Here is a 22,912-nt window from a genome sequence, read left to right as displayed (position 1 = left end):
AATCCGTCCCATGGGCCTTGACGTTAGACACGTGATGGTGTGCTCGGTATCGACTGGCTATGAAGCTATGACTCAAGATTGTAATATCTGGAAAATAGGAGCACCGTATGATTGTTCTCTTCCAGTGTTTCATTCAACCAGAACCTGACACTTCATTTTAGCCTCCCAGGTATTACATGAGCCTCTATATCACCAAGATAGAAATCCGAAATTTCCGCTCGGTGAGGAACCTTTCTCTATCGCCAGATAGGCTGGCTGTTCTCGTAGGCAAAAACGACTCCGGTAAGTCAAACGTTCTTAGAGCTCTCAATCTGTTTTTCAATGGTCGGACCATGCCCGCTGATGATCTCGATTTCGAGACTGATCACAACGTGTTCAATAATCCGAACCGACGGGCAAAAGAAATTTCGATCAAGCTCGAAATTGAGATGCCAGAGTCATATAGGGCAACGAATGGCGACTTCGTAGTTTGGGAGCGCCGATGGCGCTCTGAAGGACTGTTTCATGACGATTACTCCGGACGTCGCCGGGTAGCTGGACCACGTGGTGGGGCCAATGTCGAAACAGTTGAGATTCCTAAACAGTCGAATGCTCACGCGTTGCTACGGAATATTAATTTCGTTTATGTGCCGGCGATCAAGGACCTGGAATACTTCTCGGAACTCCGGGCCAGCATCTACGACATCATCGCCGAGGTGGCTGATCGAGAATTCCGAAACTCAAGCCATGACTTCGAGCAATCGATATCCCACCAGCTTGAAGACCTGACGAACCAGATTACGGCTTCCCTAGGATTCAGGTCACGCCTCGCCCTGCCAAAGGACCTGAGCCATATTTTCGAAAGTCTCGATTTCTTAAGCGAAGGTCAGGACATTTCGCTTGATGCGCGTGGCGACGGTATTAAAGCTAGGCATATTCCCCTGATTCTCAAGTTCATGGCTGACAAGAAGCGAGGCCTTCAGGTTCGGGGGGCCCAGCCACACACGTTCATCTGGGGATATGAAGAGCCAGAGAATAATCTGGAACTGTCGAGTTGCGTTGAACTCGCTGACCAGTTCTGGGACTTTGTTGGCCATGGAGTATCCCAGATATTTCTGACAACGCATTCTCCTGTTTTCTATAATCTGCGCCGCAAGCAGGAAGACGGAGAGAGCAGAATTTCCTGCCATCATATTTTTCGAGACGCAATTGAGGAGGGAACAAAACAGGCGACTGAGCTTGGTGATCTTGATGATCGAATGGGAACAACCGCTTTGTTCGCACCCATGGTGACGGAGCTAGAGGACAAGGTGCGACGTCAAGAACAAGCGCGTGCGGCGGTGGCTCGACTTGCGCAGGCCAATCGCCGGAAAATCTTTGTCGAGGGCGATTCCGACAAGCTCATCATAGATAAGGCCCTAAGAGTCTTTGCGGCTGAAAGGTCCGCCGCTATCGATGTCGAAACCAAAGTCGGGGGTGGGATCAACTACGTAATCGACATGCTGCAGTCGTGGCGGAGCCAGGCAAAGCACGACCCAGACTTGCCCAAGGCAGCAGGTCTGCTAGACCTCGACCCAGAAGCAAGAGTAGCGCTAAGAAGTTGGAATGATGCACCCGGCAATATCAAGTCTGCCAAGTGTTTTAAGTTGCCAACGCCGCAGCATATTGTTCCCGTCCTTCAAGCAGGATTCCGGGTGCCGATTGTTCTTGAGTGCCTTTATGACAAGGACGCATGGGCCTGGGCGGACACACACGGACATCTCAGGTCCAGAAGCATTCCCAGTGTTATCTCGGGCGAACTTAACAGCCAGATCTTGAATGCTGAAACAACGTTGGATGCTCACCTAAATGACGACTGGGCGATCTTTGTAAAGAAGGAGTTTGAACAGGCGGGCAAGATGCCGATGGCCAGGCATTACTCGAACAAAACCGATGATGATTTTCGTGCTCGGATGTCCTTCATGGAGCCTCTAGTCGCTGAGGTTGTTGGTTACTTGTTCCCGCAGGAAGAGGAGCTTGAAGTGCCGGACGGTGGGCCTATCCAACAGGAAAACGGGGATGAGCAATAAGCATGTCCGTTCGGGGTGTGGCACAGCTCTTTAATCCAATCCGTATTCTGACCGATATCGCTCTTTAGGTGCGACCCATTCCTCCAGAAATTCCAACGGGTCGGAAGTCCCAATAAGCGACCAAGCAAGGTCCAGGCGCTCCAGTATCGCCACCGTCCGATCACCATTCTCCGATTGGACTCGTGCTTCTGCTTCCGCAAAAAACCGTTCTATGGATGACACCTCGTCCCACCGTCGAATGACCTCGGCCAGTTGCGTCAAGCTTTCGGTTCGCGCTTGCGCGACGCGCCTTTGATCCTGTTCCCGAAGATAACGCTGGTGCTTTTCCTCCCACTCGAGCCGACGTCGTATCGCCGCCTCATCGGCCTCCTTCATCAAGGTCGAAATTCTGGAGGCCGAGTCGGCGAGTTTCTTGATGATTCCCAGAATCATTCCTTCCAGGCGACGTTTATTGGACTCGTCCCAACTCAAAGACCAATCCACACCGCGATAAGGCGAATATGCAACGAATCTGAGCCGCCCTGATGGGATGTCCTGTTCCCTTGTCCAGGAATTTGCCAGCTGCCAGGGCTTGGCTCTCCTGATCTGGTCACTAGCCTCCCTGTAATATTCCCCTTTTAAGTACCTCAACGCAGCGCGCTCAGTCATCTCCGTGAGGGCCAACCCTATAGGAACGTCATCAAAGAATGTGATCGTCGGCCTCAACGGTGACCAAATTCCGGTGAACCCGTAGCGACCGTACTTCCTATCCTTTCCGGGCACCTCACGGTCTTCGATGTGAGCGCGCCGGAAATCCGGGTTGGGTGGAGCGATTTGTATACGGTGTCCTTTTCGTTCCATCGCGCGGTAGAGTTCGTTCGCGATGGAAAGCGCCCTCTCCAAGCATTTCGCCGAACATATGATATCAGGCAAAAGCTTCTTGGTAGGGTTAAGAAACTCTTCTGCCTCTAGCCTCCGTGTTTTCCTGAAGAGCGGTTCCGTCCCACGCAATAACGGGTGCTGCCAGTCGGCCCCTAGCCGCGCATTTGCACTAGGTTTCGGTCTCTTCTCGTTTCTTGACCGTTTATCGATGGCAAGCGGCTGGCTCTTCGACCAAACCACCTGATCTCCTGGCTGTGCCGGAGCCAGGGATGGGCGAGGCGGTGCCTTCCCAACCGCTTTCTTCTGCCAATATCCCACCGGTGGTCTTGGAATGTTGAGCGTTTCGCACACCCGCGCGAGATACGACCCCGACACGCCGAACGACTTGGCGAGATGGTTGATCGGGGTCGCCCATACTCTTTCGTAAAGCTCTTCCCTAGAGACGTCGGCGAATTCTTCGTTCTTGGGCATGCGACTTTGACCTTCCACAATTATCGCGTGAAGCAGATTATCGACTTATGCTGGGGTGCCGTATTTATCACTCGTTGGCCAGCACGACTGCATTTCCGCGTTTAGACCGCCCGATATGAAAGGGACTCTGCACCGACGGCGTAGGCTTTTTGACTGTTGGCTGCTCAAATGTGGCTCCGCCGGTTACGGCATTTGACCAACGCTTTCCGGAGCATGCTCGGCATCAATGGAAAACTCTGTGGCGAACAAACGAAAAAGAAGGAGTGCCCTCGCGGGTGCTATCCTGCGTCCTTTGGGGCATCTCTATTGGGGCCTAGAGCTGACGGATGCGGGAATCGAGCTGCTGGGCGGGCCGGGACGCCGAGTAGCCATCGCGGAACTTGCGAGCCCTGCCGAAACAAAGAGGTTTTTCGGGTTTTCGTCTGTTGTCCTACCGCTTAGAGACGGAACCAGCCTTACCGTCGCTGGACTAGGCCATTCGGATACGACCAGCATCATTCACGATGCGAATGAAGCCTTCCGTCACCACATCTTGAAGGTGTTCGCAAAGGATGAGGCGGAGATCGCTACGGTTTCCGAGGCAGTCGCACGGCTAGACAGTCCACGCCGCTATCCTTCAGCCAGCCTACTTGCCCCGTTTCTGGAACGGGCCTCGCATATTTCAACCGCTTTTCCGGAGCGGATTCCAACAGGCGTTTTGTCCGTTGAGCAGGACGCCATGCTCGAAGCCCTCCGGGCGCTCCTGCATGACCCGCAGAAAGCTCGTGGCAGAGCGATAGAACGCTTTATCGAGGCGGAACTGGAGAATGTCCGTACTTTCCTAGACACGATCGAATCCAACCCGCTGACGCCCGAACAACGTCTGGCCGTCGTCACCGACGAGGACGCGACCCTCGTGCTCGCCGGCGCAGGATCGGGGAAAACCAGCGTGATCGTTGGCAAGGCGGCCTATCTGATCGAGCGCGGTATCCGTCGCCCCGAGGAAATCCTTCTGATGGCCTTTGGCCGAGACGCCGCCGCAGAAATGGTGGGGCGCATCAAAGAACGGTCCGGTGCGGACGTCGAGGCCCTCACCTTCCATGCCCTCGGATACGAGATCATTCGCAAAGTTGAAGGTAGCGCTCCTGCCCTGGCGGCCCATGCCAGCGACGACGCGCAGTTCCGCAAGTTGCTTCGAGAGATTCTTGTCGAGGACATCGCAAAGAAATGGCGCCTGGGCGGCCTACTAAAGGATTGGTTCTCCGAGTTCTACTGGCCCTACAAGAGCGAATGGGACTTTAAAAACAAAAATGCATATTACCGATATGTCGAAGCGCATGAGCTCCGCACCTTGGCAGGGGAACGCGTTCGAAGCTTCGAGGAGCTGGAAATCGCGAATTGGCTCTACGTCAACGGCATCGAATACGAATACGAGCCGGTCTATGAGCACCCTCTCCCCAAGAATGACAGGCGCGCCTATACGCCGGACTTCCGACTGAAAGAGAGCGGCGTCTATATCGAACATTTTGGCATCAGGAAGGTGCGAGGCCCAGACGGGGGTATCCGTTTGACCACGGCGCCCTATATCGACCATGACCGCTATCTCGCGGATATGGAGTGGAAACGGCAGGTCCATCGCGAGCACAGCACCGTCTTGGTCGAGACATTCAGCTATGAGCAGGTGGAGGGGCGACTTACCAAGGGATTGGGGGAGAAGCTGGAGCCTTACGTGACGTTTAGCCCGATCCCGGAGGACAGCTTGCTCAATACGCTGTCGGGAATGGGCCAAATCGATACGTTCACCCAGACACTCGCGACGTTCCCGAGGCATTTCAAAGGCAGCGGCATGACCATTGAGAAATGTCGGTCCAGGAGCGCGTCAGCAGAGGACTCCAAGCGCGCCAAGGCGTTCCTACGTCTCTTCGAACCGCTCTTCGAAACCTATCAGGAGCGTCTCGAAGGCCGGATCGACTTCGAGGATATGATCCATCGCGCTGCCGAGCATGTCGAAGCCGGCCGATTCCAAAGCCCTTACCGTCATCTGTTGGTCGATGAATTCCAGGACATCTCGGAGGGACGCGCCCGCCTTCTCCGGGCGCTCAAGAACCAGCACGCCGATGCGCGGATATTCGCAGTTGGTGACGATTGGCAGTCGATCTACCGCTTCGCCGGGTCGGATATACATCTGATGAGGAGTTTCGGCCAGGAATTCGGCGGGACTTTTGCCGGTGAGGAAAACATCCACAGCACCGTCGATCTCGGCCGCACCTTCCGAAGCGTCGACAAGATTGCCCTGCCGGCCCGCCGGTTCGTTCTCCAGAACCCATCTCAAATCGACAAGAAGGTGATTCCCGCGTCGGACGCGAAGGATCCAGCCATCTCTGTGACGTATTACGAAAGCGGACAGGACGGCGACGCGCTCAGGTCCACCTTGCAGGGCCTTTCCACGCGATTAGGTGAGGCAAGTGTGCTGCTCTTGGGACGCTACAATTTCCTGCGCCCAAGAGATTTTGAGCAACTCACCGCGGCTTTTCCTCGCCTGAATCTACGCTTCATGACGGTACATGGCTCCAAGGGCCTTGAGGCGGATCACGTCGTCATTCTGCGCGCAACGAATGACCTCATGGGTTTTCCTTCGGAGATCGTTGACGATCCCTTGCTCAATCTTGTCCTGCCGAAGCCGGAGAAGTTCGACCATGCGGAGGAACGACGCCTTTTCTATGTAGCCCTGACCCGCGCCCGCAAAACCGTCACAATCCTTGCGGACCGGGACCAGCCATCCGCCTTTGTCGAGGAACTGCTCTCCAAGCCTGAATACCAGACCATACAACGCGGCGCGGCCGTCATAGCTGTCCACCGATGCGGCGCCTGCGGCGGGCGCATGCTGGCTGACACAAGCGGCTATGGCCATACCAGCTTCCACTGCGAGCATAAATTCCTATGCGGAGAACGTCTGCCGCCCTGCAGCGTCTGCGGCCAGGATCTACCGATCAAGGTAAACCCTGATGCAGATCATCTAGCCTGCGCCTGCGGCGCCCAGTATCCGGCGTGCCCGGAATATGGCGACGGCTGGTTGGTAGAGCGCAAAGGGCGGCATGGTCGATTTCTTGGATGTGTAAATTATCCGGCTTGCAAGGGAACAAAACCTTTGCCGAAACCCCACGCCAGGTCGGGTCCGACCTAGTTTTCAGGCCATTTGTGCCACTGCGGCCAGGCCGCTCTCAATAACCAGAACATTCCGAGATCCAGTCGCCCACTAAGTTCGATACGACGGACATGTGGTGCAGCTTCTCAATCAGAACTCGTCTTAAGATACGGCTCGAAGAACCCATCCTCAATGGTAAGAGCTTTGGTTTCTTTGACGCCCAACCCTTCTTCGATCATCAATTCAAGCAGTCGATCAATATCGACCAGTTCGATAGCCGTCGTATTTTCCCGTGCGGCCTCTGTGACCGCACCGCGTGTAAAACTACCCGTCGTCAGGAAAATTCCACGCTCGGCACGTCCAGAGATCGCGCCGCGGAAGTCCCGTATTTTATCCGGCCCCACCGTTCCTTCATAGCGCTTGCATTGAAACATGACTTTGGTTCGAACAAACCGATTGATAAGCAAATAGCCCTCGCCATCAACGCCTTGGTCGCCACGTTGACCCGTGACTTTGACATTTTCAAAACCTATGTGACGGAGAAGTCTGGCACACAGCTCTTCAAAACCTTTATCCGTCATACTGCGAAGCAGTTCGACGAGACGTTCCTGAACATCATCTTGATTTAAATATAACTTTTCATCGGGTGCGCTAGCGTCTTCATCCTCGACTGGGGAAGATTTCTCATTTGGATCTGAAGTCTTGCCCGCTCGCGGGAAACCATCGTGGATCGACCTGAATAGCTGATATGCTTCATCGTGCGTGAGGTTCGCCTTCCGCCCCAACTCGGTCAGCACCCAAACGCCACGCTGTTCCGTATCGATCAGCCCAGCCTTGGCTAAATAGAAACGCGCCCAACCAACCTTGTTCTCGAACTTCGACTGCCCACCCTTTGTCGTGCCCTCAATTTCGGACTTGGGAACGTCTTGGTGCTCTGCGATCCAGCTATAGACTTCTTTTGGCTTTGCCGATGAGCCAAGATCCCGCAATCCATCAATCACGGGCTGGAAATATTGGATAAACCTGGGTCCTTTGAGTTTCGCCACTTCGGATTCCCCCTTCGCACCTCACGCCTGACCTTCTATTCCCTCGCCACAACCGTGTCATAGAGACCATAGTGCGTCAGCCCAGTATGGCTTTCTATCCCGGTGTAACGAAGAGAAGCGTCTTCGTACCGCCGAAAGGCGAACACAGCCTGGTTCATGTGCTCCGTATTAAACACTTTTAGTCGCACGAGCAGATGGAAATCCTGAACCGTAAGGCCCGTTACCGCCAAAAACAGGTCCGGCTCCAATTTCGTGATGACGTCCTGAAGCGTGTTCTCGCGAAAATCGGTCAGGTACATGAAGGCCGGAATGCGCGTCGCAAACTTGATCAGCTTCTCCTGAATCTGCTTGCGCTTGGACTTGTATTCCTTCTCTTCGGCTGTGAGTTCCTTCTTCTGCTTCTCGGTCAACTCGCGCTCTTTGGCCTTGTTCTTGAGTTCTTTTACCTTGTCGCTCTTGTTGATGATGGTTTCGATGACATTGTCGCCCAATGCGCGCCAGCCTTCGATCCGCTCGACCGCCGCCATAGCCTCCGGATTATCCATGATACGGCGCAGCGTGTTGTTATCGACGTTGACGAGCAACGCACTTTCCCATTTCCGCGCCAAAAGCGTCGCAGACGTCCCCGCCATCGCGATGTCAAGAATTCCCCCGGCATCGATCTGGGTCATGTTGGCCCCGTCATAGGCCAGCACCGGCAGGAATGAGACGAGGTCCCTCACCGCGTTTTCCGGGTTCGGTTCGTTTGGCGAAAGGCCAATGCCGTATTCCGAAAGTTGCCGAAGCGCCCGTGTCGGCGCGAAATCGAAAACGAAGCAAACGGGCTTTAGAATTTCTTCCTTGCTCGGATCGTCTCCATCCGGATTCTTGATGGACCAGGGCGATTGCACCCGAAACGCCGCTTGAAAGTAGGTTTCCGGCGACTGCAGGTTTCGCAGCATCATAATGGCCGACCACTGCTTTACGGTGACACCGGTCGTAAGCTTGCCGCAGGACAGTGTGATCGTCTTGGTATCGAACCCGCCTCGGATCGCCTTCCTGACGGGCGGCAATGCATCGAGCCCGACCCCAGCGTCTACACCTGCCGAAACGACCGTCGTGTATTCGTGCCAGAAAGTATTCTGCCGCTCGGCCAGCAAATTCGCCATCGCGTGGCAAGCAGCCACGTTCGGCAGAAACCAGAAGGAATGCTGGACATACGGCAACAACCGAACGTCGGAATACGGGAATGGCGGCTTGGTACCCGTCTTAAGACTCTCAACAGCCTTTGGCGCATATTGGCCCCGGATGATGTCCAACCATTTCTGTACGTCGTCTTTATGGCGAAAATGGGCCCAAGGTCCCTCACCGCTCGCCGCGAAGAACTCATTCAAGTCGAACTCGTCGAACTCCCCAGCACTGGCAACCGCAAGGAGTTCGTCCGGCATCTGGTAGGTTAGAAGACGCATCTCCGGCAAAGCGCCATAGGGGTTCATCACACCAGGATTTTTGGCGGCAAATTCCGCTTTCGCGCGCTGTTCGTCCGTATAGGTCCAGTTGAAGATTTGTTCTTCGATGAATTCACCGGTCGCCAAGGCCTTGAACGGGGTGCCTGAAAGATAGAGATATGCCTTTGTGGTGATCGGCAGAAAGTCTGATTCCTTCTGCGATAGGGTCTCGAAATCCTCGTTTACCTCCGCCAAGCCTGGACCATAGGCGAGTTTTTCCTCTTTCTTCGAAACGGGATCTTCTTCGCCTTCGAAAAGCTCCTTGGCGGTCTCCCTCCATGCGCCGAAATGATACTCGTCGAAAACCACCAAGTCCCAACTGACCCGGTGAAGCCATTCGTTCTTGGGCTTTATGTTCCCTGCCTTGTCACGGCCCAACAGGTCCTGGAACGAGCCAAAATAAACGACAGGTTTCCGGGGGTCGATCTTCGTCGGATCGCCACCAGAAGATTTGGACAGATACTGCCAGCCGTCAAAATCCACATGGCTCTCAAGATCAGCCTGCCAGGCATCCTCGACAGCCGGCTTGAACGTCACCACCAGGACACGTTTGGCGCCGAGCTTCTTTGCGAGTTGGTAGGTCGTGAAGGTCTTACCGAAACGCATTTTCGCGTTCCACAGGAAACGCGGCACGGCATGCATGTCCTCCGCCCAGCGGGAGTGGTAATACGCATGCGTCAGACGGACCGCTTCGGCTTGCTCCCGGCGCATCGGAAAGGTCAGGTGATGACTTCCGCTTAGGCTTTGCCCGGTTCGCAGTTCGAGCAGGACGTTTTGCACATCACGGACCGTGCAGCGCATCCATTCCAGTTCGGCGTTTTCGAAGCCTCTTTTAACAAGGGCCGCGCGAACTTCATGGTCGGTGAAAACGGTTCCGTCATCCCGTTCCGCGGGTTCGTCCAGTTCGATCGTGTAGTTTTTTATCGCCGCAGTCTTAAGCTGTTCGGCAACGCGCGTTTTCACATCCCGCGCTGTTTGGCCTATTTTGAGAAGACCTGCGTGTGCCTCGTCATTTATCCTATAGGCGTAAATCCGAGGTCGGGCTTCCGGTCTAGGCGCAAGTATTGCGTCAACGGTCTTAGCCATCTTCGGACGAACCTGGGTCTACTCTCTCGAAAAGTTCAGGTTCGTGCTCAGCAACCTGCGATTCGATGAATGCAATATCCTGTTCAGATAGGCCATACCGATTGTAAAGTTTGGCATCGGTCCATACTTGGTCGCACGGCAAATCCGGAACAAAGGAGTATACGTCCTTGGTCGCATGCTGAGTTGCTTTGCGAAGCGAAACTAAGAATCGAACGAAACGTGTGCGAAGGTAATTTGCATAGTTGGAGGCTGCAGCTCCATTGTCAAAGCATCCAGCTACTAGATAAGTTTCCGTGCATGCAGTGCCAGGTTCGGCAACAATTGGCTTGCTGAGGAACTTTGTTTCAACTGCCGCGCTGGTCCCTTGTACAGCAGTCATCAAAACCTTCCACTGATCTATCCATTCAGGATTGACCTTAACATCTTGTCGCTGGATCCATCCTTTTCTCTGATTCTCGAAAAGCATAATCGGCTCTTTCAGCCGATCTGCTGAAGGTTTTCCTCTAAAATTTGTTGCGAGTCCAAACGGCTTCCTACTGGATACACGAGCATCTAGTGTAGGTTCATTCTTGGCTTTGACTTTTTCCAGGATAGGCACAGCCTCATTGCGCCTGACGAGCACATCAAATTCATCAAGATGACGAGCTACCGCAGGGCCCGTAGGCTGCCCATCCCAAATCGTTTGGACTTCGCATGGCCCATTGTGGTCGCGATCCCAGAGGAAATATGAAATTCCCCCCCGAATTTTGACACCTGGAAATCCTTCATAAAGCTTCGGGTAGTCTACAATATTGCGCATCCGCTTGTCTGAGAGGATCCGCTCCCGATACTTATCGAGCCCCTTACCTCCAGCCATCCAACGCGACGGCGTTACGAAAACAGCATATCTGGGATCAAGATCGAGCGCCTTTTCCACAAAAAGATGGTAGATCGGTGCCGCACTTGTCCCATATCCACCGTCGTCCAACTGATATGGCGGGTTCCCAATCACTACGTCGAACTGCATTTCGTCTCCAAACATTTCGGCTAGTCGGGACTTGCTATCCCTAGTGTGAATAAATGCGTAAGCGTGAGTTTCCAGCCCGTCGCCTCGATCCAAGATCTTTTGACTCGCCCTACAGTACTCGCACCGTCCCTTCACCCATGTGTGCTTGGCACTCTCAAACCAGACATTCCCGGCCTCATGGTTGAACCCCCTAGCAATGGAATGCTGACCGTTTGCGTGTTTTGAGCAGTAAACACTTCGTCTGGCGAGCAGGCTGGTAAGGTTGGTAATTCCTATCCCAAAGACTTGCCTTGTCAGAATGTGATCAACACGCCGCTGAAGATTTGGAAATTCTTCAGCCAAACCGTGGGTGAGACGACTGGTAATCTCCCGCAGGAAAACACCGGACTTCGTACAAGGATCGAGGAACCTGACGGTCTTATCCGCCCAAATGTCGGCGCCGTCGTGATCGGCCGCCCAGGCCTCGGCAAGCGTATCCAGCATGCGGTTCGCGAATTCCGGTGGCGTGAAAACCTCATCGTTCGAGAGGTTCGCGATACAGGTCAAAACATCCGGATTACGTCCGCGCAGGGCGAAGCTTGCCTGTGAAGTCATCCGGTATCCTCTGATGCTGACACGCCGACGGCATCTGCCAAGTCACGCACCGTCATTGGCGGATAGGTCCGGATTGGTTTAAAGATCTCGTGTTTCCCGAGATGGGCGAACAGAGACCCCTCAGCGCTGAAGGATGACGAGCCCGTGAGAACATCAAGACGAAAGTCTCGACGCTGAAACCTCCCCTTACCCAAATACCCCCATTCGGCGAAGGTTATCGGCTTTCCGTCGTAAGTTTCCATCTTCAACGCATCGCCATGCACGAGGTTTATAGCTAAGACCGCAGAGACTGCCTGATAGAGGTCATCCGCATCATCCAGCCTCAGATATTCAACGAGAACTTCAACAAGATTCGCACGACACTCGTCAATGTTGTCATCCAGCAGTTCGATGCCGTAAATGCACATCACGGCAAGCAGCGCATAGTGCCGCTTCTCGAAATCCGACTTGCCATATTTTACCTGGACGGCCGCGAGTTTCCGCTGAAGCACCCGCACTAAGAAATTGCCGCTGCCGCAGGCGGGCTCAAGAAAGCGGGAATCGATTCGTTCCGTCTCTTCCTTGACGAGGTTCAACATCGCATCGACCATCCAGGGCGGTGTAAAAACCTCCCCATGGTCAACAACGCGTTTCTTGGACTTAATCAAACTCATGAAATAACCACATTCCTGCTTTAAAGTGCCGGTCTTGTTAGACCAGATTCGAAATCCATTCTAAGCAACAGTCAAAGGCTATGTGCGGAGCAACAGGGAATTAAGCCTAACCCCAAACGGAACTGCTTACCCGCACTTAAAAGTCCAATAGAAACAATTCTCTAAAGGATCAGGGATGGCCTTCCATGCTTTTTGGACCCGCAAAGGGATTAATTTGGCCCCGCCCCTGTGTTTAGCATCCAAGCGGATCCATCCAGGTTCACGTCCAATTTCCGCAGGCCCCCGGTGGGAGAGCACTCACGCATTCAGAACCTAACCCATGGATTATTCCGGAAGGACGTAATCCGGCCACAAGGTAGAACTTCCCAACACGGACACAGGTAAGGATGCAGGCATGCCAACGCCGCCTCTGCCGGCCAATAGATAGGCCGCTGCATCGTCGTCAACTAGCGGCACCATTGCCATTCGCGATGGCTCTGTAGAGACGACCACACTGGCGCCGCCTGCCTTCGGCTTGACCCTGATCGTCTCCCGGTCGATCTCTTCCGCGACAAGTTCCGGGTGATCTGCCAAATCGAACCCTCGAAAATCTGCGCCGTCCTCACCAACTTCCTCCGCCGTGACGACCGCATCGTAGAGTGCGTGAATCTCACTTTCATCGCTTTCCGGAGGCCAGAGCACACTGTCTGCCAGACTACGCTTCCGGCGCATCAAGGCTTGTAACAAGCAGTCAAACGAACCCCGTTGCAGGCGAGGATGGATTGCGAGTGGAATGTGGATTGTCACCGGGCGGGATTGACCGATGCGGTGGGTCCGATCATTGCACTGCTCTTCGACTGCCGGGTTCCACCACCTTGTTAGATGGATTACATGGTTTGCTGCCGTCAGGGTCAAACCGGTGCCCGCCGCTCGCGGCCCCATCAGGAGAACATCGAACCCCTCATCCAATTTGAGGTGACGCTGGAATCGTCGTGTGATCTCCTGTCTGTGGGCAATCGGTGTCGAACCATTAATTATGTCAACCCGGGGTAAGCTGAACTCGATCTTGATGAGCTCCGAAAACCACAGCTGAACATCGCGGTTTTCAACGAAGACCAGCGCTCGTTCTTTCCTCGCCTTGATCCTGGCCAATATATCCATGGCAGCGTCGATCCGGGCGGAGGATTGTGTAAAATCAGCGATCTCCTCTCCCTCGATCAAACCCGGGTGGAGTGACGTTCGGCGAATGTGGTGCAACAGACCAAACAGAGACTGGCCAGGCTTACGCGCCTCGTCGTATCGCAGAGCCTGAACCGCCGGCATGATCCGTGGGTACAGAATCCGCGTCTTGGTCGGCAAATCATTGGCAACGCGATCCTTTCTCCGACGAAGCCCAAGGCTGGGAAAGCCTGCCTGTGGCTGGAAGATCGCCTTGTGTAAGGCCTGCATATTTCCGGCTTTTGGTTTGTCAAAGGCAATCCGAAAATCGCTGAGCGAACCGAGTGCACCTGGGAACAGTTGATCCATAACCGCCCAAATGTCGCGAGTCGCATTCTCAACCGGTGTACCAGTTAGCCCGATACGGAAGTCGGCGTTGACCGCCTTGGCCGCAACAGCGCGCAGCGTCACCGGGTTTTTGATGTTTTGAATCTCGTCGAATACGACAACGGAAAACCGATTTTCATAGAAGCTGACCGCGTAGTTGGCGAGCGTCTGATACGTTGTGATTGCAAGGCGCGGTGCCTCTCCTCGATAGAGGTCGGTGAGATCGAGACGCGCACGGCCGTCCTGAGTGTCGCGTCCCCTTGCTCCGTCGACTTTCCACTGGCTGAGATCGGGGCCGTAAAGGCGAACAGGTGTGCCCCAAATGCCCGGTTCGAGATGCGCCTCAATCTCCGCCTCCCAGTTCCTCAGCAGCGAAGTCGGAGCGACGATCAGAAAAGGATATGGAGGCGCGTCGCTCCCTTTCATCCCAACCGAGGACAGCCAAGCCAAGAATGATAACGTCTGGAGTGTCTTGCCGAGGCCCTGTTCGTCGGCGTTCAAAATACCTGGCAGACCCGCCTGCCAGGCTTCGACCTGCCAAGCGAATCCTTCCTCCTGGTAGAAACGCAGTTGCCGCCTAACCGTCTCAGGAAGGTCTCGCGGCAGGTCGTCAGGACGTAGACGCCGTTTTTCCTGAAACTCAAGCTCCCAGAAATTATCACGGGTAACTGGGAGGAAGGCTGTAACTTCGCCTTCACCTGCATCGGCTCGTCGGTCACGGGACAGATATAGCTCGAGACGGCGACGTAAGGCCTCCAGAATAATTGGTTCGACAGGTATCTCGCCGTGATCCGTCCTCAGCAGGGTTTCACCCTCAGCCAAGGCATTTTCTAAGGCCTTCACAAGGTCCGCAAGATCCTCGTCCGGGATGGAGCCCAGCAGTTCGCCGAGCGCGCTGTCAATGTCCGTCGGCAGCCAGCTGGTGCCACTGCCCTCCAATCCAATGATCTCAACCTTGGTCCATTTACGGATCTCAATTACGCGCTCGGCCCATTCCTGTGTCTCGGCCCAGGCCGATTGAAAGGCGTTCTCGACTGCCTCTGCCTGTTCTTCGGGCAAGGCGAGTTCGTTTAAGGCTCCGTCCCGTCGCAGCGCTTCCTCTATTGCGTCGGACACGATCCGGCCCGCATTCTCCAGAAAGTCTTTCTTTTCGTCGTCGGAAGCAGCGGTGTAGCGCGCGATCACGTCAACCACCGGCATCGCCGACCGGTCGAGGATCAGGTAACGATTTTCCCCGACCTGATAGGCAGGTTTGGCCCCCCGGTTTGTTGCTTCCTGTTGAAAGCGTTCCAACGCTTCCCCCCGAAGCGCGGCGGTCTCCGTCGACGCGGTCTGGTTCTCGCCTAACTCCGCCGACGAAAAAGGCATCGGCGCGAAGTCCAAAGTGCCGGCAGCACCGACATCGAGGCCAACCCGGTCACAGGAAACAATCTCAATACGTTCTAAAAATCCTTCAGCGCGTGCGATCTTCTCGTCAGCCATTCCAATGGATTTGCGGAACTCGGCTAGCGCCGCCCAGTGCGACGTCAGGGGTGCGCCACTATCGAACGCTGCAGACAACGCGATGGCGTCAAAGATCGGGGCAGGCAGGCGCATCCGCTCTGAGCCAATCTGAACGATTGCGCCAACCCGTTTCAATTGAACCTGGCGTCCCTCCTTCTCCCACCACCAGTCGAGCGAAAAGCGCGAACTTCCGACCGTTCCCTGCATCTCGGCGTGGAACTCGATGCCCGAGGTGCGCTTCGGCAGATCCAGTACGCTGCCTGACATATCGTCGATCCGTGAAAGCATCCAATGATCGAAGAAAAGACTGTCAGTCTCAAAACGATAATGCTCACTATCCCGATCTAGCGCCCGGATACGGGCAAGAGCGATGGCAAGGGCCCTGTCCGAAGCCGTCAATGCGTCAAAATCGATCCTTTCTCGACGCCGGAACCGATCCAACAGACCTCGGCGTCCGTCCGCAATCGCAAGGTGGCCGCCGTCATCGTCGACCGTGAAAGCGAATCTACTCATGCCCTTCCGATCCTTCGCAGCACCCACTCTTTCCATTCGCCGACATGGCGCCGGGCGTAATCACTATCGCTTGGCAACAATATCTCATTGAGATCGTATTGATTGGCAAAGAGCTGGGGTGTCTGCCTTGCTGGCGCTGGATAGATATGAACTCGGAAATTGTGAGACCCTTCAACGACGGTTTTGGCACCGATCTTCATGAAAAGCAGACAAGTATCCGGTCGGGTCACTTGCCGACCGAAGCTGAGATACGATTTGTCACTGTTTCTCCGCGCAAGCGCTTGGGCGATCGGTACCGCATTACTTCCCAACGCGACCCAGGCGTCATCGACCCTCCCCGTTTCGTACATACCCATCCAAAACCGCCTACGCTCGATCCATTGGTGACCACTTGAGTTGCCCCGCTCAGCCTCGGTGACAACCTCAAACATCGCCTCCATGCTCTTACGCGCCAGCCATCTGTGGAGAACGCGGCGGCCAGCTTCGGAGACCTGTGACCAGAAAGCAGGGGCTTCGTGGCGCGGGTCGCCAAAGCGTTCAATCAAGCGCGTCAGGCATTGCTCCTGGTAATCGGCCGGACATGGTCTCCTGGTCCACGGATAAAGAATACGATCCACAACCACAGCAGCTCGAAGATCATCCAGAGGCTGAACACCGGACGGAGAAACCCACGCCAACAGTTTCTCGAGCGCATGGACATCTTCCGGGTCAGGGCTCTGTTGGAGGAAGCTCGTATGCGCGAGTTGCATAAAGCCCGGCCCATGAGGTGCTGCCAGTCCAATTTCGCGCAACCATCGATACGGCGTGACCGCAGCAACCATCCGTCCACCGACCAAACTGGGACCGGCAGTCAAATCCAGAAAATCAGGACAAGCCGCGAACAAGTTTTGCCATCTGCGCGGCAAGAGTTCAGAGCGCTCAACGATCTGCCTCTGTAATTGTTGGGTCTTGGGTGAAGCAGCCGACCAGGTTTCCAGATAGGCTTGTGCCAGCACGTCCAATAGTCTGGGATTGGTTGTTGCCCGCACCTCGGCATCCAAAAACCGGCGCAAATCCTCTGGCACAAGCTGCTCTTCATACATATGTGCCCTCAACACCACGGCAACATCGCCAGTCGTCACATTCCGCCAGTCCATCGCGCGCAAGGCCATCGTCACCTTCTGGACGATGACCTCAACATCGGCCGTCGGTGTAGGCCCAACACCTGGAAATGCACGCTCTATACGCCAGTAAGCCGCATTCAGGGCCTCCATGCCACGAGCACGGACTCTAAACTCCGGACGCAGGACGAGAAGGTCGGCCAAGCTCACCGTGCTGTCCTCCCTGCTAACAGGTCTCGGACTCGCACAAGATCACCGACACTGAGCGGAATGTCCTCCTCCCGGACCGGAGCGAACATGATGAATCGAATGTCTATTCGGCGATTAGCGTCCTTGCCGCCTTCCAAATCCTCATCGGCAATTGGACGCCCTTCACCATAACTCGCTACGGACAGAACAGGCTGTCCCTGGATATTATGGAAATCGAGTAGACTCGGATGCTCCGACAGCATGACCGAATAGATCGATGCACCCCGGCGAGCGCCAAGCCCCATGTTGTAAACATCTGCGCCGTCGCTATCGGTATGCCCTTCAATCTGTATTGCGTCGATCGCCACCGCGTTTGGATTGCAAACTTCATTCATGGCGCTGCTGCCAACGGTAAAACACCCAATCTCTTCGCCCAAAACCTCTGCTATCCGACGCATCTTTTCGCGCCCAGCACTGGAGGGCTCGTCACTAGCATGGGCGAACAAACCGTCCCCCCTGAACTGCAAGGCATCCTGTTTACGTGAGATCTGGATATCGATCTGCTCATCGAGCTTCTTGACCCGCGTGCGAACGCGCGACAGCAAAGCAGCCAAATCGACAGCAGCAAGGGTATTGTAACGGGCAATGGGATTCTCCGTATCACTCTCGCGCAACAACTCGTGCAAACGATCGATTTCTGCCCGCAGCTCGAGAACTTTGCGATGAAGGTCGTCTTTCGGACCGGCCCCCAGTTCCTCGCGCAAAAGCGCAAGAATAGCGTCCCGTTGATGCAGTTTCTCGAGTGCTTCACGCTTTTCGCGTTTGAGCTCCAGAATTCGCTGTTGAATGCTGCCAATGGCATCCTGATCGACCTGATCAATCAGATCCTTGAAAAGCAGCAAGCGCTGCTGGAGGACGGCGATTTGGTCGTCCCTTTCGTCCAGAAGCCGTTTGGGGACCGAATCTTCCGGCGTAATCTGGGTAGCGAAAAAGGCCAGAAGGATGATGACAATGAACAGGAACCCAACAGTCATGTCCGTCATCGATATGAAGACGGACTCTTCTTCCTCTTCCACACGTTGGCGTCGAAACGGATGTCTCACTCCGTGGCCTCACTAGACGCGTTCAAACCACTTGCTTGCGTTCCACTTTCAGGCTCAAAGGGCTTCGCATTCTCAATCACGGTTTGAAGAATGCCGAGCGCCTCGGCGAAGCGCTCTTGGACCCCGTCTCCATGCAATTCTAGTCGGTCGATAGTTTTCGCGACCTCAGCCTGATAGGTTTGAAACGCCTTCTCAAGTTGTCCGTCATAGGCAGCAGCGCGGCTCTCAAAAGACCTGATCAGTTCTTGGATGGTATTCATTGCTTGGGTGACGGTTTCCCTTTCCTCAGCAATGGTCGACTTTGCGGCATTGACCATCGTCGCCGCCCCTTCCGCGACCTTGAGGCTATGAGCGTTCGTTTCCTTGATGGACTCCAGAACCGCTGGCGTTGCTTCGCTGACCGTTTGGCCCGCCACTGTTAACTGTTGGGAAACCTCTTCAAGTCGGCGGACAGATGCATCCAACGAACTCGTCGACTCTTTCAATGAGGTGTCAAAGTGTTGCGCGGCTTGTTCCAAGCTGGCGCCAACTGATCCAAGTGCGGTCGCAGCGGCGTCAATCCTGCCAGAGACCGACTCAAGTGATTTGCCGAGTCCCGATGTCAGGTCTTTGCCTAATTCCTTTACCAACACACCGATGTTCTCCATTGAACTCTCCGAAACCTTGTTGAGCGGTTCGGACAATTTCACGGTCATTTCGGTTATGAGCGCCTTCATATCTGCTGTTTGATCTTTGACCGCTCGGAGTTGCTGTTCGGCGAGACCTTCAAGGCTGATGAAGTCGATGTGGCGTTCGAGTTCTACTGCAAGCGCGTCCGCTTCTTTCTCGATTCGATGAACTCGGCTTCGCAGCCAAATGTTCAACGCGATAGAGCAGAGCAATCCAGTCAGCGAGATTGTGAACTTCGCAGACGCTTTCGCGAGCAGAACGCGCAAAGCATTCATTGTGGCAGACTGGTCGGCACTCTGTCCGTCAGGCAATATGTCTGCCGTAGACGAAAGTACTGCTACAAGTCCTAAGAACGTCAGGAACAGACCGAACGAAACAAATACCCCGGGAAAGAATCGATAAGCCTTCAATGAGAAGCCTAGTTCATCCGCGTTCAGGAATGCCGATGGCCTGATTGAATTGCGTATCTCAGTAGAATCACCTCGACCAACCACCACGAGAGTTTCTCGGAACTCCTTGAATGCGTTTGCAAGTTTTCTTGCTGCTCCACTCTTCTCGGCATTCAGCCGTGCTTCAATATCTGTTAAGTCGAGATTCTGCAGGCTCTTCCGCGACGTTACGATTGAGGAACGCGCTCTTGAATACGCAACGGCGTATGCTCTCGATTGATACCAAATGAGGCCGCCAACAAACGCGGCTGCGGCAAGAAACAGTACGCTGATCAGGCCTGGCCAATGGTCCGCGACAATTAAGTTCGCTAGAGCCAGTATAAGCCGTCCAGCTTCATCGCCGACGACAACAGAAAATTCCCCAATTGTCATGGCGTTGGACGCAGGCAATTAATTGCAGTCTGACTTTGTTTGGTCATTTTCTATGGTTCTCCCCAAAATCGACGTTCGGCCCACCAATCATTCGGCCATGATCCGTGTGACCACTTACGAACATCAAAGTATCCCTCATTAGTGGATTTTCTCAACATCATCGCTAAATCAGCAGGGTACCCTTGTATGCAAAGCTCTCTCGGGTGAGCTGTTCGTTAAAACAACAAAATTGGCCCCGTCCAAACGCCCAAGATCAAGCAACGTCTTCTCTAAGACCTGAAATTGTTCGCTGCACATCTGCAAATCCCGTTGCGCCGTCTCCATTGCTACAATCAGTTTTTCCTGAACCAACTCATGTAGGCGCCCATCTCTTGTCAGCCTCTCGCTGATCATTTCGGGCGATGCGCATGCCAAATGCACGAAACGGTGTTTCTCATCGAATTCGATCTCTCCAAGCGCAGCTGCGATCGCAGCCCGTCCCAGATCGCTGTGCCCACCCAATCCAGAGCCAGACATTTGCTCTCCTAAGAACAACACTTCAGCGGCCCGGCCGCCGAGCAGGCAGACAAGATTCATTTCGACGTCATCCCGCGTCATCATCGGAACCTTCGTTTTCAGCTTCGTCCATCCCCAGGCGCCGTTCACAGGCCGGTCGAGCAGGCGCACCTCTTCCACGATGCCCGGCCAGGCCAGTTCGTAGAGGATTGCATGCCCGATCTCGTGAACCGCCGTGACCTCACGGTTCTTGAGGACGTAGTCGGGAAGGACAGGGCCTGTCTCTGCGCGAAGGTCTTCGATCGCTACAGGGCGCTTCTCCTTTCTTGCTCGCCGCCGAGCCCCCCTCACCCAGCGCTCAACGTCAGCCCCGGTCGAGCCCTGCGACATCCGCGCGATTGGCGTCAAGTTTTCGCCGTCCAGTTCATTGCCGAGGTGATAGCGCAGGATGCCCTTAAGTGCTTCCGTGTCCGGCAAGGGGATTTCGACCGATCTGTCGAGACGGCCGGAACGGATGATCGCGGGGTCTACCTTTGCCGGGTTGTTGCAAGCGCCGACTACAACGACGCCTTCCCTACCCTCAACGCCATAGAGAAGCTCGAGAAGCGCATTCGTCACCTGGCGCCAGTATTCGTGCCCGTTCCCGTTCAGGCTGTCCCTGTCGACGAAACCATCGACCTCATCAATGAAGAGAATACTGGGCGCATGGTCGATGGCCTGCTGGAAGCAGGCACGCATGGCCTGAAGGCAGTCACCGAGATACCCTTTCCCTGCTGACTGCCACCGCATGACCGAGCCGAGAATGAGCGGCAACCCTGCGCTGCCGGCAAGCGCCTGGGCGAAGATCGTCTTCCCCACCCCCGGCTGACCATGGACCAAAGCGCCTCGGTCTACCTGAGACCATGGAAGGTCACCCGCCTTGTAGGCGGTGAGATCCTCGATCAGGTCTTCGGCCCAGGCACGCGCCTCGTCCATGCCGTGCAAGGTTTCCAGCCGCAAGGTTGGATAGATCGGCTCAGGCCCCGCCTTTGCCCCACGACGCCGAGACCTGAGAAGATCCTCGATCAATTCCCGGAAGCGCTTCTCCCCGGCTTCTCCGGCGGCCCGAAGAAAATCGGAGATTTCCCATGGGTCCGCCGCTGTCGCCGCGGCCATCGCAATATGATCCGGCGTTACGTATTTGAGATCGGGCCATCCCAGACCGGACGGCTTTTCCGAACCCGTGAGGTCTTCGAGGACGTCCTCCAGGACATCCGGGATGAATGGCGTCAGGACCAGTTGATACCGGAAAATCGCTTTCAGATAGGAAGGCACCTCATCAATCGTTCCCTTATGGACCTTGAAGGCTACACGTCCGTTGCGAGCGGCCTGTTCGATCGTTTCGGCGATACGGTCGACAGTCTCCTGGTCGTCCTTGATCAGCCTGGAAGACGAGTAGTACCGGGCGTTGGCCGTAAGTTTGGCGATATCATCCTGAGTTCGGTCGGGGTGAAGCAGCCAACTGATACCGGCCTCATACTGCTCCGTCCACTCGCGCGGCAGGACGACCAGGACGCAGGCTCCTTTAGCCGCAACGATTTCGGAAAGGGCCTGTTCGCCCGCGGCATGAGACAAGAGCCTCCGCAGAATGCGCAGCTTGTACCGCTGCAGTTTCCGCTGGAACGGTTCTTCGCCGGGCGGCTCGTCGAGAGGGTCGACCTGATCGTAACCAAGGTCATTGGCGATCTCCGGATCGACGTTATCGATCGCAGGCAAGGTTTCTGTCGTGTGGGTCATGGGCATGATTCCTGTCTTGTTTCAGAGACTCCTCGCCCGTTCGGAGCCGGCCTGTGGCGCCGTTCCGTTGGCAGGGTTTCATCTCTGTAGGGTTGCTGGTTGTGCGCGTTCAGTCCGCCTCGAGGGGAACTTGGTTCCCTTGGGACTGTTATGCGGCCTCACCCACCTGCTCGGCGCCTGGGAACCGGCATGCATTCCACTGGAGTGAGGCCCGAAGGTCCGGCGTCCCCCGGAGTTCGGCTTCCAGGACTGCGTGTTCGCACCATGTATTCCAATTGGCGCAGAGCACCTCAGGGTCGGGATCATCGATCAGGGCAATTGCCCTGCGAACCGTTGGGTGGGGAAGCGCTTTGGTTCGGCACCATCGCGACCCAATGGAAGGGTGACGCCCCAAGGCCGTGGCAAACCAGTCGGCGCTCATCCTCTTACCGGGCAGGTGACGACGGAGGCGCAGCAGCATGTCGCCCGGAGTCACTCCTGTCTGAGGCATCATTGAGCTTGGAAACCGGTCCAGCCACCGAACCACGAGCGCGACGTCGTGATCTACAAGGGCGCCAGGATGGGTTCTGTCGTCCTGCACGTAGTTTGCGCAATCCTTAGGCCTTCGCCCGATCCAATATGAGAGGTCGTTGTTTGGCCAACCACGCTGCTGCCCCAATTCCATGAGATCAGCAACGGTTACGGGACGATCAATGGAACAAATCATAAGCTCTTCTCCTCAGTTTAACGGGTCGGAACGGGGAAGCCCGCGAGATTGTCTTGAAGAGTGCGCCAGGCGGTCCTGACGCTGTCCGGCGATACCGGCGCGATTGGGGATGTCCCCTTAAGACTGAAGCACCAGCC

The 22,912-nt window shown here is 55.2% G+C and carries 13 protein-coding genes; 2 read left to right on the top strand and 11 right to left on the bottom strand.

Annotated features, from left to right (window positions below):
- Positions 1-176: 176 nt before the first annotated feature.
- The gene (locus EOI86_RS22755; protein ID WP_127767981.1) at positions 177-2,048 is read left to right on the top strand and encodes an ATP-dependent nuclease; all 1,872 of its coding nucleotides are present in this window, start codon (positions 177-179) and stop codon (positions 2,046-2,048) included.
- A gap of 30 nt (positions 2,049-2,078) precedes the next feature.
- Here EOI86_RS22755 and EOI86_RS22750 read toward each other — a convergent pair whose 3' ends face one another.
- On the bottom strand, positions 2,079-3,380 hold the full coding sequence (locus tag EOI86_RS22750) for an RWP-RK domain-containing protein (RefSeq protein ID WP_127767980.1): 1,302 nt from the start codon (positions 3,378-3,380) through the stop codon (positions 2,079-2,081).
- Between the two features lie 238 nt (positions 3,381-3,618).
- Between EOI86_RS22750 and EOI86_RS22745 the strand changes: the two genes are divergently transcribed.
- Positions 3,619-6,543, top strand: a complete 2,925-nt coding sequence (locus EOI86_RS22745) for a UvrD-helicase domain-containing protein (RefSeq protein WP_205032297.1) — start codon at positions 3,619-3,621, stop codon at positions 6,541-6,543.
- A 107-nt stretch (positions 6,544-6,650) separates the two neighbouring features.
- Here EOI86_RS22745 and EOI86_RS22740 read toward each other — a convergent pair whose 3' ends face one another.
- From EOI86_RS22740 to EOI86_RS22695, 10 genes are all read right to left on the bottom strand, one after another.
- On the bottom strand, positions 6,651-7,550 hold the full coding sequence (locus EOI86_RS22740; RefSeq protein WP_127767978.1) for a restriction endonuclease: 900 nt from the start codon (positions 7,548-7,550) through the stop codon (positions 6,651-6,653).
- Between the two features lie 35 nt (positions 7,551-7,585).
- Positions 7,586-10,000: a DEAD/DEAH box helicase gene (locus tag EOI86_RS22735; RefSeq protein ID WP_240035792.1), complete on the bottom strand. Its 2,415-nt coding sequence runs from the start codon at positions 9,998-10,000 to the stop codon at positions 7,586-7,588.
- 115 nt (positions 10,001-10,115) lie between these two features.
- Positions 10,116-11,723, bottom strand: coding sequence for an Eco57I restriction-modification methylase domain-containing protein (locus tag EOI86_RS22730; RefSeq protein ID WP_127767976.1), 1,608 nt, complete (start codon positions 11,721-11,723; stop codon positions 10,116-10,118).
- The gene (locus EOI86_RS22725; protein ID WP_127767975.1) at positions 11,720-12,376 is read right to left on the bottom strand and encodes an N-6 DNA methylase; all 657 of its coding nucleotides are present in this window, start codon (positions 12,374-12,376) and stop codon (positions 11,720-11,722) included. The genes EOI86_RS22730 and EOI86_RS22725 overlap by 4 nt, the downstream gene beginning before the upstream one ends.
- 324 nt (positions 12,377-12,700) lie before the next feature.
- Positions 12,701-15,916: a DEAD/DEAH box helicase gene (locus EOI86_RS22720; protein ID WP_127767974.1), complete on the bottom strand. Its 3,216-nt coding sequence runs from the start codon at positions 15,914-15,916 to the stop codon at positions 12,701-12,703.
- Complete coding sequence (locus EOI86_RS22715) at positions 15,913-17,169, bottom strand: EH signature domain-containing protein (RefSeq protein ID WP_127767973.1); 1,257 nt, start codon at positions 17,167-17,169, stop codon at positions 15,913-15,915. The genes EOI86_RS22720 and EOI86_RS22715 overlap by 4 nt, the downstream gene beginning before the upstream one ends.
- Before the next feature lie 53 nt (positions 17,170-17,222).
- A complete protein-coding gene (locus EOI86_RS22710; protein ID WP_127767972.1) occupies positions 17,223-18,248 on the bottom strand; it encodes an OmpA family protein in 1,026 nt (341 codons plus the stop codon).
- Between the two features lie 56 nt (positions 18,249-18,304).
- A complete protein-coding gene (locus EOI86_RS22705) occupies positions 18,305-19,798 on the bottom strand; it encodes a methyl-accepting chemotaxis protein (protein WP_127767971.1) in 1,494 nt (497 codons plus the stop codon).
- A 168-nt stretch (positions 19,799-19,966) separates the two neighbouring features.
- The gene (locus EOI86_RS22700) at positions 19,967-22,069 is read right to left on the bottom strand and encodes an AAA family ATPase (RefSeq protein ID WP_161973961.1); all 2,103 of its coding nucleotides are present in this window, start codon (positions 22,067-22,069) and stop codon (positions 19,967-19,969) included.
- Between the two features lie 148 nt (positions 22,070-22,217).
- On the bottom strand, positions 22,218-22,649 hold the full coding sequence (locus tag EOI86_RS22695) for a hypothetical protein (RefSeq protein WP_127767969.1): 432 nt from the start codon (positions 22,647-22,649) through the stop codon (positions 22,218-22,220).
- Between the last annotated feature and the right edge of the window lie 263 nt (positions 22,650-22,912).

The organism is Hwanghaeella grinnelliae, assembly GCF_004005845.1.
Taxonomy (GTDB): Bacteria; Pseudomonadota; Alphaproteobacteria; order UBA8366; family Aestuariispiraceae; genus Hwanghaeella; species Hwanghaeella grinnelliae.
Note: the sequence above shows the minus strand (reverse complement) of the source record. Positions and strands in the feature narration are given on the sequence as shown.